We start from the raw sequence: 13,083 nt of genomic DNA on the forward strand, positions 1-13,083 counted from the left end.
GCCTGTGCCCGTTAATGCGACAGAACCAAGCTGCGCATTGGGCTTCCGTTGTCGGAATGCAGCACCAGGTTACGGGATGAACATTTTTCATTCCACACCGCTCGTTGTAGCAGTTCTGCTGCATGTTCCCCGGTTTCACTGCTGAATACCTCTGCGGCAATAATTTTACGGCTATAAATATCCATGATCATATAGAGATAAAAGTGCTGACCTCTGACCCAGGACGGTAAATGACTGATATCCCAACTCCAGACCTGGTTCGGTGCAACCGCCTTAAGCACATCAGGCCGTTTATACTGGCATTCCCGGGACCTCCTCGTCAGTTGACTGGCTGATTTTAATACGCGATAAAAGGTTGATTCAGAAGCAATATAAACACCTTTATCCGCCAGCATCGGTACGATCACATTTGGAGGCAAAGAGGCAAATTCCGGAGAGTTGCATAACTCCAGAATTTGCAACCTTTCTGTTTCCGATAATTTATTTCGGGGGACACGGTCTGTTACACCGGGCCTTCTGTCTGCACTGATCACTCCACCATCACCATCAATCCAGCGCTGCAGCGTTCGGATCGAAATCCCGATACACTGACAGGCCTGGATCTTACGGGCGCCGTGATCGACAGCTTCACGGACAAGAGAAATAATTTTCTGCCGCTCCGGAAGAGGTGTCAGCCTTCCTCGCTGTTGTCCCAGAGGGCATTGAACTTTTCCCGCAGCATCAGGAGCGCAGCCGCTTCTGCCAGCGCTTTATCTTTGCGGGTCAGCTCCTTCTCAAGTTCACGCAACCGGCTTCTGATATCGCGTAACTCTTTATCTGCGCGGCGATTTTCCGTCAGCTTCATTTCATGAGCTTTGATCGAAATAACCCGCCACTCTTTTACCTGCTCAACAAAAAGCCCCTGACGGCGACAATAATCGGCAAGTTCCATTTCAGACAATGAAGCTGTTTCAAGAACAACCGAAAAGCGACGCTCAGGAGTCCATTCATCACCATCCACAGAGGAAATCCTTTCATTTTTTGGCAATAAGCCTTGTGCCACCAGTTCAAGTCGCCATTTTGCAACAACGGAAGAACTCAGAGCCAGTTTTTGTGCAATGTGTCTGACGGACCAGCTATAAGGAGGCTGGAGCCACATCACTCCCTTTTCTTTCACATCAATCGGTACTGCATGCGCAGGCATAGTCATTCTCCTTCAGAAAGTAAGCGACAACTATGCTGACACAGGGGGAGAATAGGTGTTCACGTTGCGCCGGAATACGCACTAACCATGAACCAATGCCATTATTATTTATTTTTACACATTTTTTTATGTTTAATGTTACAACAATGAGTGATATCTTATACTAAAATTTAGTCTTATCCCTCAGGTTACGCATTAATTAAATTAATGTCTTTAGGGCTAAAAAGAATTGGACAAAGTTCTGTTCGGGGCCTACTACCAAAGCGAGGTTGGTTGACAATCCATTATGAATAACTAAACTCAGAGAGAAGGTATTCACATGCGGTTTATACAGCCCAGTTTGTTATCTACTATTTTATAGTCACTTTTTTTCGTGTCCAACGGAGTAAGTGCTGCAAGCCAGACTTATCCTGTCACCCTAAATAGCTCCCGAGTGATATATAAAGAAACCCAGAGTAGTGGAACAACATAAAGGGTGGATTGCTATTGCAATCCACCTGACCCGCTCCCCGTATGTGATCCATTCATAATCAGGAATAACCGGCTTCATTCTGGCTGCATATTCTGGCAACCGGCAGATTTCTCGGCAAATTCAGAAGGTGTCATCCAGCCCAGGGCAGAATGGGGACGGCTCTGGTTATAGTGTATGCGCCAGCCCTCGATTTTGCACCGTGCATCCTCCACAGACATGAACCAGTTCTCGTTCAAACATTCCTGACCGAACGGAGACGAAATCCTGCTCGAACTTCGGTGCCAATATGTGATCGAACTTCGATGCCAATCCGTGATCGAACAGAGCGGAATACGCACACAGCCGAGATTTCTGATGTTCAATTATTTGTTAATATCTAATAAAGGTGCTCTATGAAAAATAAACCAACTGAATACCCCGGGATCCGACATGAACACATGAACTTAGTGTCGGGTATAATGCAAGAGTTGAGTGAGACATCATTGCTTGCTTCTTGGGATCGGGTTTTTGAAGCGCAAACACGGATTCTTGGACCGCAAGAGTTGAAATGGTTAGAAACTAAAGGGGCGTTTGCAGGAGGCGTTATGGAGGTTGGAAGTGGTAATGGTTGTTATGGAAGTTTTCTTGCTAGAAATGTTCCATATTGCCATTTTTTTGGGCTGGAGGCTAATCAAAGTCTAGTTAATCGTTTTAATTTATGTGATGAGCAGCATCCCATAAACTATAATATCGAAAAGTGCATAGTCGGTATTGACCCTATCCCAAAAGCAATCTTAGGACATGTACAGACCTGCATTCTGCGTTTCGTTTTACAGCACTCATCGGACCCTGTATATATTTTGAAGCAGGTCTGTAATATCCTCCCGCCTGGTGCTCAAATTTATATAATAGAGGAAGATGATCGTCTCTTTGCATCGAATACTGAATGGTCTTCATATGATGCAACTATCGATATGTGGAGGCGCGTGTGTGCAGAAGGAGGGACAAACTCTAAAATAGGTCTTGAATTGCCAGGTATTCTAAATAAAGCAGGCTTCTCGATTGAAGATTACACTATTAATCTTAGGAATAATATTGAAATGGGAAGTATGTTTGTTGAGCTATTTTCCAGTATTGCGCTAATGATGTACAACACTAATCCTGGTGTAATTACGAAAGTAGAACTTCAAAAAATAATTGACGGTTTTTCTGCAAACCAAATGCATCATGTTGCAACTTATCCACAAATACTTCTTGTTGCAAAAAAAATGTAAAATAATTTGTTTGGGCTCTGTCGCATTAACGGCCACAGACCAGCCAAAGTGGGTGTTGCCGATTATTTAGGCAGCCAACAGATAAAATTGTTCCGCAGGTGACAATACCTCACTTTCCGGATGCTGATATTGTCCTTTGCGTATCATGTGGATCAATTCGATGCCCGCCAAAAGCCCCTGTGCCCGTCGAAACGATTTGAATCCCAGCATCGGTCTTATCCGGCGTTTGATATTGCGGTGATCTTGCTCAACCAGATTGTTTAGGTACTTACTTTGCCTCACTGTAATCGTTTCCTCATCGGGTTTGTCGGCGTTGAGCGTGGCCAAAGCCGCTGTGTTGGCCCCACTTTTATCGATAGTGACCCCCTCAGATTCGCCATGATGACGTATGGCCTTGCGGAAGAAGCGCAATGCGGCGGCGGCATCCCGTTTGGCAGTGAGCAGAAAGTCGATTGTCTGGCCTGATGTGTCAACAGCCCGGTACAGATACTTCCACTGCCCGTTCATTTTGATGTAAGTTTCATCCATTCGCCATCGACGACCCACCGAACGTTTATGCCGGCGGAATGCCTTGTCCAACAGCGGCACCAGACGGATAACCCAGCAATGCAGTGTGGCATGGTCAACAGCAATGCCGCGTTCAGCCATCATTTCCTCGAGATTGCGCAAGCTAAGGGCATAAGCCAGATACCAACGCACACATTGCGCGATGATATCGATGGGATAATGCAAGCGTTTAAAGGCATTTCTGATCAGAGACATTAATAGGCAACATTACAAAAAAACAGCATATTACCTGACGCCGCCTTAACGCGACAGAGCCATAATTATATCCTCATCATGTTTTTAAATTTAATAATGTCTCGCGCAACTTATATGTTGCACTCAACAATTGACGTATACTCATTCGACATAATTCGTCTGCCTTAGATAATACGTGGATTTTATTGGTAGATATATGTGAGCCGGTTGTGTGGTTTACTACACACAATTAAAACTCAAACTACCGAATGAAAAAGAGGGCAGTCACGAAGTTGGCGACAGAAGATTTACTCATCGTGAAAGATGAAGGCGAGGGGGAACTCGTCCTTTGGTGGGCGATCCTCTTCTCATCGACGCGGGAGTGGTCTTTCCGGTTTATGTATTTTTCGGAAACGGATCCGCTTGCGGCATTTTTGGGGATATTATCCCCTATGTAGTGCCCGTCATACAGAGACAACACGACATACAGCAAAAGCGGATCCTTTTGGGATCCACCGCCGATCCTATTCAGCCGTCTTTTTGCTTCCTATTTATGGTATATTTCCATAAGTCGGAAGAGTGCTGGCGACGATGACCGATCGCGAAAACGAATTATTGCCCGTGCGCCGGCGTTGATGATTGGCGATACTATTGAGGCGTTGTCCTGCCCTCGACGACGAAAACGTCCGTTTTGGCCCGATGTTGAAAGAAATTGCGCTACGTGAAATCTGAACGTCGACGTGGGGCGTAGACGCCAATTTTTCACGTAGCGCAACCTCCTACTTTTTACCGTTGAGATCCCCCGCGGATCCCGTGATGCCGATAAACCGCCTTAGCAGACGAGATTGTTGGAATTAACAGGAGCAGATGATGACCTATGATTCGGCACTGGCCATTGTGGGGACCCCGGCCGGTGAAACGACGCCGATGCTGGCACCGCAAGATTACCAACGTGCGCTGTCGTTGCGCCATATGGCCATGACGTATGATGATCTGCCCCGGTATCTGCTGGCACCGGAAGTGGCCGCCCTCCTCCATTTCTTGCCGGACTGGACACAGCATGCGCTGATCAATCTCCTGTGGAATACCGGCGCCCGGATCAATGAAGCGCTGGCGCTGAGGCGCCGTGATTTTCGGCTCAATGTGACCATGCCGCACGTGGTATTGCGCACGGCCAAACAACGCCGTACCGGTCGTGGTCGCCCCACGAAAGGTAAGTCGGCGAACCGCACGGTTCCGTTGACCGATCCGCAATTTGTGGACGAGCTGCGCCGGCTGTTTGCCAGCACCAAGGAGTTGTTTGAAATCGATACCGAGACCGGCGAACGTTCCCCCCTGCCAGTCTGGCAGATCAGCGATCGTGGTGTACGCAATTGGTTGACGAAAGCGGAACACCTGGCGAGGCGTGAGGGGATCCGGTTGAGTGTGCCGGTGACGCCGCACGTGTTTCGGCACAGCTATGCGATGCACATGTTGTACCAGGGCACGCCATTGAAAGCGGTGCAGGGGTTATTAGGACATGAAAAAGCGGAGAGCACGGAAGTGTACACTCGGGTATTTGCTCTCGATATCGTCGCCAGTCGCCAGGTGCAGTTCACCTTGCCGACGCAGGATGCGCTCAACATGATCCGGAGCACACATCGTCCTCTGGCACTGGGCGATCACGAATAAAAGCTGACGCCCTGCGGTTGTTCAAATATCTTCGGCCTGCCAGGTGAACAGCCAGGGCGGAGACATTTCGCTGTGAATTTCCGAGTTGCTTGAGAGCCTGGCATACCCACAACACCAGAGCTGTAACGCGAGGGGGCTGGGCGTATAGGCGCTTATGACATGATTGAGGGGACGGCAGTTTTCCTGGAAAAATGCCTTGTTCTCTATGGTGATTCGTCATTTTTTAATGGGTTTTTTAGCGATCCCTCACTAACCCAACCTTGTGGCGGCTGCTTTGTAAACTTCCAGCCGTTCGCGTTTACCTACAGCAAGGACGAGGATCACAACCGTTTCATCTTCGACCTTGTAAACCAGCCGATAACCGGATGCGCGGAGTTTGATCTTATAGCAATCAGGTAAAGAGTGCAGTCGGTTAGCCTCAACGCGTGGCGCCTCAACAATCTGTGCCAGCTTCTTTTTTAACTGTTGACGTACAGTCTCACCTAATTTTTTCCATTCTTTGAAGGCTGCATTGTCAAAGTCAATCTTATAAGTCATCGAGTGTTACTCGGATCCGTTTGCCAGGATTAGCCAGACGTTCACGCGCCAGCTCGATGATATCTGCGTCTTCATCAGCCAGTAATGCCACCTGAACCGGAAGGCGGTTATTTTGTGCAACGTATTCAAGCACCAGACGTACAGCTTCCGAGGCTGTGATCCCCAATCCGTCGAGCGCTACCCCGGCCCGGGCCTTTAAGTCATCGTCGATACGAATATTCATTGTGCCCATTTCAACACCCCATGTGGTTACGTTTGTGTATACATAGTAAGGCATAACCGACAAGAAATAAAGTACATGTGGTCCTGTGCTTCACTCTACAGCCGTCATCTGCTTGGGATCTATAACGCAGAAAGGAGCACCTTGGTTTTTTGAGGAATTCCAACCGATCCTCTTTTCTGCATCATTTACCCGGATGTGGCTGAACGGCATGGTAGTGCGTCATTTATTGTTAATTGTGTTGATTTTTAGTCTTTCATGCAGGATTATTGATTTAATTCAGATAAGCTACATAAATAGAGGTGTTGGTGATTATGGATTCTCATCAGACAGAGAAAGTCGCACTACGTGCCGAAAAAATGTTGTCCGCATTGACTGAGCAAATACAACTTCAGAAAGAAGAACTCAAGGAAAACGAGTATTTTCAGGTGTATGCCAAAGCTGCCGTCGCAAAATTTCCCAAACTGACTCGCGCTAACGTGGATTATGCAGTGAGCGAGATGGAAAGCAGCGGTTATGTCTTCGAGAAGCGAGCGGCCGGTTCATCAACAAAGTACGCGATGACTGTCCAGAATATTGTCGATATTTATCATCACCGTGGTGTTCCTAAATATCGCGATCGCCATCCTGAAGCAATGACTCTCTTTGTCGGCAACCTGAAGGGCGGTGTCTCAAAGACCGTTTCTACGGTGTCACTGGCTCATGCACTGCGTGCCCACCCCCACCTCCTTTTTGAAGATTTACGCGTCCTGGTCATTGATCTGGATCCTCAGTCCTCGGCCACCATGTTTTTGAACCATACCCGTGCCGTGGGCCTTGTTGAGACAACCTCCGCTCAGGCCATGCTCCAAAATGTCAGTCGGGAAGAGTTACTCAATGAGTTCATCGTGCCATCTGTTGTACCCGGCGTCGATGTTCTTCCTGCATCCATTGATGATGCGTTCATCGCTTCAGGTTGGGAAAGTTTGTGTGCCGAGCATTTACCTGGCCAAAACCCCCATGCTGTCTTACGCGAGAATATCATTGATAAACTGAAGGCTGATTATGACTTTATCTTTGTCGACAGCGGCCCTCACCTGGATGCATTCCTCAAGAATGCGATTGCGGCCGCCGATCTCTTGATGACGCCGATCCCGCCTGCACAGGTTGATTTCCACTCTACCCTGAAGTACCTGACCCGTTTGCCTGAGCTGGTCAGTATCATTGAAGCTTCTGGTTGCCCGTGCCGGTTGCAGGGAAACATCGGCTTTATGTCCAAACTGTCAAATAAGCCTGATCACAAAGTCTGCCACAGCCTCGCGAAGGAGATTTTTGGCGGAGACATGCTCGATGCTGCGTTGCCACGTCTTGATGGTTTTGAACGTTGTGGAGAGTCGTTTGATACGGTGATCTCCGCGAACCCATCTACCTATGTGGGGAGCAGCGAAGCGTTGAAAAATGCGCGTACCGCTGCGGAAGATTTTGCCAAAGCGGTATTTGACCGCATTGAATTTATTCGAATGAATTGAGGTGCCCGATGAGCACAAAACGTCAGACAATCGGGCGCACGTTTAGCGCGCCAGTTCTTAACAACGAAGCCGAGCCGGAAGCGTTCAAACAGGTATTTACCCTGGCTTCTGGCAGGAAGGCGGTCTTTACCAAAGTGACCGTTCCGGCGGCAGACGTTGAAACCAAAACGTATGTTCTTCAGGAAATAAACGGACGTGATCAGTCTGCACTCACCCCTGAATCACTTCAAGATATTACGCGGACTATCAACCTGCAGCAGTTTTTCCCTGCCATTGGTGTCCGTCGCGATAACCGTATCGAGATCCTGGATGGCTCACGTCGTCGCGCCTCTGCCATCCTCAAGCAGGTGGGCCTGGATATCTTGATCACGGATGAGCCTCTCTCGGTCAGTGAAGCCAGAAAGTTGGCACAGGATATTCAGACGGCCCGGGAACACAATATTCGTGAAGTGGGAACGAGGTTGCTAGCCCTCAAGCAAAGTGGACTGACACAAAAAGAAATCGCTGAAGCGGAGGGATTGTCGCAAGCCAAAGTTACGCGAGCGTTGCAGGCAGCCAGTGTCTCTTCTGAGTTGCTATCCCTTTTCCCGATCCAATCTGAACTGTCTTTTTCTGACTACAAAGTGTTGCTGACGGCAGAAGAGTTGTTGGCCAGCAATCAACGTTCAGTATCAGAACTCATCGAAAATATCAGTGGCGTCGTCAGTGGCATCCGTGAGCAGTCATTGCTGGTCGCAGATGAGGTCAAGACTAAAATCCTCACAGTAATACGGGATGAAGCCACGGTATTGGGAGAACCAGCGAAAGGAGAAGCGGCAGTCATCACCCCACTCTGGCAGTTTTCTGACAAGAACAAATATGCCCGTAAGAAGATCCGTGGACGCATGTTCAGTTACGAGTTTAATCGTGTATCGCCCGAACTGCAGGGTGCCATTGATGATGCGGTGAAGGCTGTCTTGGCAAAACATCTGAAGTCATAATTGAAAATGTTCTCCACCCATTTTTCAGTGTTAACTGTTTAAAAGTAATAACTTTTCCATGGGGATTTCATGGTGAAATCTCCATTGATTTCGACGCCACTTACTTCGACTTACCTTGCAATGCCCTTTCTCTATGGTTGGATCGCAGTAAAATACCCAGTTCGTTCCCCACGTAAAAATAGGGTTTAATACATTGTATTTAATGAATATTTTTATTAGATTTCACGCTGAAATCTCCACAGTTGCATAACTCCTCAGCGGCTAGCAATGGTTGCTCACGATCCGCGCTGATATAGTTAGACTATGAATTGGCGGCGAATCTGTCCGCCCCCCTTATTGAGTCAGCCTTCACTCCATCGTCAGCAGTTACTCCCTCCCTCCGCTTAACAGTCGCACCGTGCCGGAAAAATTCAAGCCGCCGGCTGCTGTGCCCGTTCGCATTCCTTCCCCCTGGTCAGTCATTTGCGCTGCGGCCTTGCGTCCGGAGCTGGATTTTTTCCTTATGGCCCGTTGCGTCCAGCGCGGTATGGCGGGAGCACACCGCAGATCGCCACAAAGGAAGGAACACCAGAATGACGCAGCTGACCCTGGATATACTCGCGCCAGCCAATACCCCTGATCGGTTACGCCACGTTGGCCAGAACGGCTATGACCATTACCGCCGGGAATTTATCCGGTTGTTTCGTGAAACGGCGCGCTATCACCACAGACATGAGGTTTTCCGCGATTTTGCAGAAATGGCGACACTTGCCGTGCAGAACGTTTTTCTTCGCAGTCCTGATCTGGAAAAAGAGTATCTGGCGATTGCCGGTCGCTATCAACCTGATGATGTTAACCGGATGACTCAGTTGCTGGGGTGTCTCACTGGCGCTCTGGAGTGTCAGCCGGGTGACTTTCTGGGCCAGATCTTCATGGAACTGGAGATCGGCTCAGACCATATGGGCCAGTTTTTCACACCTTATCATCTGTCTGCCCTGATGGCTCGCCTCACCGCCGGTGATGTACTCAGCGAGCTGGAACACAAGCCGTTCATTACGTTGCAGGAACCGGCAGTTGGGGCGGGCAGTATGGTGATCGCATTTGCTGAAATGCTTGCGGAACAGGGCATCAACTATCAGGACAAGCTATTCGCCAGTTGCATGGATATTGATGGTAAGCGTCTCATCCAGACCGTCTTTCATTTTCGCCCGTGTTTCCTACCATGGACACTTTCGCGAACATGGACACTACCGTGGACAAAAATACGCCTTACTCCAGAAGAACCTGGATCACCACTGCACTCAGCCTGCGATTTAACGACGCACTGACCTACCGTGAAATCGCTGAACAACTCAATGTCAGCTCTTCTGCCGTTCATAAAATGTTTACGCGTTTTCGACGCACCGGCATTAACTGGCCACTGCCGGAAGGGTATACGCCGGAACGCCTTGAGGATGAGCTTTACGCCTTCAACCTCGAAACCAACCTTCCCGTCAAAAAACGTCGTCCGGACTGGCCTCTGGAGTTCAGGATCCGTATGGCGGAGCTGAGCCTGCAGCCGGGGGCCTGTGTGGCAGAGCTGGCGCGGCAGCATGGAGTTAACGACAATCTGGTGTTTAACTGGCGTAATCTGCATCGCCAGGGGCTGCTGGATCCTGCCAGCAGAGCCACACTCATCCCCGTCACCGTGGAGCCTCTTTCGCCTCCGCCAGGGCGGACCGGGACCGTATCAACGGACCTTCCACCGGTCATCAGTTGCAAGCTGACGCTACCGGGCGGAAGCCTGAGCCTGACCGGGCCGCTGACGCCGGAGCTGTTGCGCGTACTGGTCAGCGAACTCAGGGAGGGTGAGGCATGATTAACTTTCCCGCAGGGGCGCGCATCTGGCTGGTTGCCGGCGTGACGGATATGCGCTGCAGCTTCAACGGGCTGGCGTCGAAGGTGCAGAACGCGCTGCGGGATGACCCGTTCAGCGGGCATCTGTTCATCTTCCGCGGCCGTCGCGGCGACATGATAAAGGTGCTGTGGGCGGACCGGGACGGCCTGTGCCTGTTCACCAAACGGCTGGAGCGGGGGCGCTTCGTGTGGCCGGTGACCCGCGACGGTAAGGTGCACCTGACGCCGGCGCAGCTGTCGATGCTGCTGGAAGGCATTAACTGGCGGCATCCGCAGCGGACGGAACGCCCTGGCCTGCGGGTGTAACCTGCGCTAAAGTGGGTTCATGGACACCTCATACCCCGATGAAAACGCCCGGCTCAGGGCGCTGCTGCAGGAGCAGCAAACGACCATCCGCAAAATGGCGGAGTATAACCGCCTGCTCTCGCAGCGGGTGGCGGCGTACGCCAGCGAAATCAGCCGGCTGAAGGCGCTGGTCGCTAAGCTTCAGCGTATGCAGTTCGGCAAAAGCTCCGAAAAGCTGCGTGAGAAAACAGCGCGCCAGGTCAGTGAGGCGGAGGAGCGCATCGGCGCCCTGCAGGAGGAGATGGCGGAGGTGCTGGGTGAGCAGCACGACCCGGTACTCCCGCAGCCGCTGCGCCAGTCTTCCGCCCGCAAGCCGCTGCCCGCCTCGCTTCCCCGCGAAACCCGCACGCTGCCGCCGGCAGAAACCGCCTGCCCGGAATGCGGCGGCGAGCTCACTTCGCTGGGCTGCGACGTGTCGGAGCAGCTGGAGCTCATCAGCAGCGCCTTCAAGGTTATCGAAACGCAGCGGCCGAAGCTGGCCTGCTGCAGCTGTGACCACATCGCACAGGCCCCCGCGCCGTCAAAACCCATCGAGCGCAGCTACGCAGGCCCCGGCCTGCTGGCCCGCATCGTCACGGCGAAGTTCGCGGAACATACGCCGCACTACCGCCAGTCGGAAATATACCGCCGGCAGGGCGTGGAGCTGAGCCGTGCCACGCTGGGGCGCTGGTCCGGTGCGGTCAGCGAGCTGCTTGAGCCGCTGTACGACCTGCTGCGTCAGTACGTTCTGATGCCGGGTAAGGTGCACACCGACGATATCCCTGTGCCAGTGCAGGAGCCGGGCAGCGGCAAGACGCGCACGGCCCGGCTGTGGGTCTACGTGCGTGATGACCGCAATGCCGGTTCACAGCTGCCGCCCGCGGTGTGGTTCGCGTACTCGCCGGACCGTAAGGGCGTGCATCCGCAACGTCACCTTGCCGGGTACGGCGGCATCCTGCAGGCGGACGCGTACGGCGGCTATAACGCGCTGTACGAAGACGGCCGCATCACGGAAGCGGCCTGCATGGCCCATGCCCGCCGAAAAATCCACGACGTTCACGCCCGCACGCCGACAGATATCACCACCGAAGCGCTGAGGCGCATCGGTGAGCTGTACGCCATCGAGGCGGAGATACGCGGCAGCCCGGCAGAAGAACGGCTGGCAGTACGTAAGGAGCAGACTATCCCGCTGATGCAGTCGCTGTACGACTGGATACAGGTGCAGATGACGGTGCTGTCGCGCCACTCGGATACGGCAAAGGCATTCGCGTACCTGCTGAAGCAGTGGGACGCGTTAAACCTGTACTGCAGCAACGGCTGGGCGGAGATAGACAACAACATCGCGGAGAACGCGCTGCGCGGCGTTGCCCTGGGCCGGAAAAACTGGCTGTTCGCGGGTTCAGACGCGGGCGGAGAGCGTGCTGCCGTACTGTACTCCCTTATCGGCGCCTGCCGGCTGAACGGCGTAGAGCCGGAAGCTTGGTTGCGTCATGTGCTCACGCATATCCAGGACTGGCCGGTAAACCGGCTGCGCGACCTACTGCCGTGGAAAACCGACCTCACATCTGAATAAACGTCAATACGGTCTGGATGAGACGCTTACGCTTGATGCGGCTGATTTAATGGCACTCTTACCGCGTCTTTGCAATCAGTTGGAAAGACCTGATCACCGACACGATGTGTGTCGTGCCATCGAGAAGCTGGCAGGAACAAATGCCGAAATGGTGCTTTACCAAAGCGGCCATGCCACACCGCCGACTGTGCCGGGAGACAATACAGAGATCAATTTTCCGTTTGCCCTGGAATGGCTGACCAAAGAGGAAATAAGGATCGTACTCGAGGTGGTTACATTGTCCGTGCGCAAGGCCTGTCGGCAAATGTTTGATGATGCGAAACGCATTCAGGCGGCGTTGACGCCCCAACCATATTCGCACCTGTTTTCCCGGCGCACCCGGCATTTCAAGCTGGTCGTTGAGGAAAGCGATGAAGAAAATTGGCTTGATGAGTCCAACCCCGACGAAGTGCGTCGGGTACTGGATGCCATAATTAACCAGGGCGCGCGATTTGGTGCCGTGCGACTGATTGTCATCAATGACACGTTAGAGCTGATCACCGGCTACAGTGTGATGACCGATGTGCTACGTTTGCCTGGGGATCCGCCACGCCGTTGGTTCGACCGCGATGTCCTGCGGGATGTTTGCTATGCCGCCAGGCAAGAGGTTCTCAGTGTCATGAACACGTACAGCGCATTTACCAAGAAAAGTTGAAGCAGGAGGGGCAAATGCCCCTCTTTTCTCGACCCGATAAGGGTGTCGCTCT

At 51.8% G+C, this 13,083-nt stretch carries 14 protein-coding genes and 1 pseudogene; 9 read left to right on the forward strand and 6 right to left on the reverse strand.

Features of this window, described 5'->3' with window-relative positions:
* Positions 1–11 precede the first annotated feature (11 nt).
* From KGP21_RS28980 to KGP21_RS28990, 3 genes and pseudogenes are all read right to left on the reverse strand, one after another.
* Positions 12–533, reverse strand: coding sequence for a DDE-type integrase/transposase/recombinase (locus KGP21_RS28980; RefSeq protein ID WP_223499782.1), 522 nt, complete (start codon positions 531–533; stop codon positions 12–14).
* Positions 534–670: 137 nt separating this feature from the next.
* Positions 671–1,183: a hypothetical protein gene (locus tag KGP21_RS28985; protein ID WP_223499781.1), complete on the reverse strand. Its 513-nt coding sequence runs from the start codon at positions 1,181–1,183 to the stop codon at positions 671–673.
* 546 nt (positions 1,184–1,729) lie between these two features.
* Positions 1,730–1,897, reverse strand: a pseudogene (locus KGP21_RS28990) (transposase); the annotation flags it as partial.
* Positions 1,898–2,047: 150 nt separating this feature from the next.
* Here KGP21_RS28990 and KGP21_RS28995 point away from each other — a divergent pair.
* Positions 2,048–2,908, forward strand: coding sequence for a methyltransferase domain-containing protein (locus tag KGP21_RS28995; protein ID WP_223499780.1), 861 nt, complete (start codon positions 2,048–2,050; stop codon positions 2,906–2,908).
* Between the two features lie 66 nt (positions 2,909–2,974).
* On the opposite strand, the gene KGP21_RS29000 is transcribed toward KGP21_RS28995, so the two are convergent.
* A complete protein-coding gene (locus KGP21_RS29000; protein ID WP_223499779.1) occupies positions 2,975–3,670 on the reverse strand; it encodes an IS6 family transposase in 696 nt (231 codons plus the stop codon).
* A gap of 849 nt (positions 3,671–4,519) precedes the next feature.
* On the opposite strand from KGP21_RS29000, the gene KGP21_RS29005 reads away from it, so the two are divergent.
* Positions 4,520–5,320 (forward strand): tyrosine-type recombinase/integrase, encoded by an 801-nt coding sequence (locus KGP21_RS29005; RefSeq protein WP_223499828.1) that lies wholly within the window; start codon positions 4,520–4,522, stop codon positions 5,318–5,320.
* Between the two features lie 249 nt (positions 5,321–5,569).
* Here the strand turns inward: KGP21_RS29005 and KGP21_RS29010 are convergent, their stop codons facing one another.
* Together KGP21_RS29010 and KGP21_RS29015 are read right to left on the reverse strand one after the other, a co-directional pair.
* Positions 5,570–5,857 (reverse strand): type II toxin-antitoxin system RelE/ParE family toxin, encoded by a 288-nt coding sequence (locus KGP21_RS29010; RefSeq protein WP_223499778.1) that lies wholly within the window; start codon positions 5,855–5,857, stop codon positions 5,570–5,572.
* A complete protein-coding gene (locus tag KGP21_RS29015; protein WP_371822217.1) occupies positions 5,847–6,080 on the reverse strand; it encodes a type II toxin-antitoxin system RelB/DinJ family antitoxin in 234 nt (77 codons plus the stop codon). The genes KGP21_RS29010 and KGP21_RS29015 overlap by 11 nt, the downstream gene beginning before the upstream one ends.
* A 311-nt stretch (positions 6,081–6,391) precedes the next feature.
* On the opposite strand from KGP21_RS29015, the gene KGP21_RS29020 reads away from it, so the two are divergent.
* From KGP21_RS29020 to KGP21_RS29050, 7 genes are all read left to right on the forward strand, one after another.
* A complete protein-coding gene (locus KGP21_RS29020) occupies positions 6,392–7,585 on the forward strand; it encodes an AAA family ATPase (protein WP_223499776.1) in 1,194 nt (397 codons plus the stop codon).
* An 8-nt stretch (positions 7,586–7,593) separates the two neighbouring features.
* A complete protein-coding gene (locus KGP21_RS29025; protein ID WP_223499775.1) occupies positions 7,594–8,565 on the forward strand; it encodes a ParB family protein in 972 nt (323 codons plus the stop codon).
* A 572-nt stretch (positions 8,566–9,137) separates the two neighbouring features.
* On the forward strand, positions 9,138–9,872 hold the full coding sequence (locus tag KGP21_RS29030; RefSeq protein WP_223499774.1) for an N-6 DNA methylase: 735 nt from the start codon (positions 9,138–9,140) through the stop codon (positions 9,870–9,872).
* Positions 9,797–10,402, forward strand: coding sequence for an IS66-like element accessory protein TnpA (tnpA, locus tag KGP21_RS29035; protein ID WP_223499773.1), 606 nt, complete (start codon positions 9,797–9,799; stop codon positions 10,400–10,402). The genes KGP21_RS29030 and tnpA overlap by 76 nt, the downstream gene beginning before the upstream one ends.
* Positions 10,399–10,746 (forward strand): IS66 family insertion sequence element accessory protein TnpB, encoded by a 348-nt coding sequence (gene tnpB, locus KGP21_RS29040; protein ID WP_223499772.1) that lies wholly within the window; start codon positions 10,399–10,401, stop codon positions 10,744–10,746. Before tnpA ends, tnpB begins: the two co-directional genes overlap by 4 nt.
* 19 nt (positions 10,747–10,765) lie before the next feature.
* Positions 10,766–12,337, forward strand: coding sequence for an IS66 family transposase (locus KGP21_RS29045; RefSeq protein ID WP_223499771.1), 1,572 nt, complete (start codon positions 10,766–10,768; stop codon positions 12,335–12,337).
* Between the two features lie 49 nt (positions 12,338–12,386).
* Positions 12,387–13,031: a hypothetical protein gene (locus KGP21_RS29050; protein WP_223499770.1), complete on the forward strand. Its 645-nt coding sequence runs from the start codon at positions 12,387–12,389 to the stop codon at positions 13,029–13,031.
* Positions 13,032–13,083: the final 52 nt, after the last annotated feature.

The sequence above is a fragment of the Serratia sp. JSRIV004 genome (genome assembly GCF_019968705.1).
GTDB lineage: Bacteria > Pseudomonadota > Gammaproteobacteria > Enterobacterales > Enterobacteriaceae > Chania > Chania fonticola_B.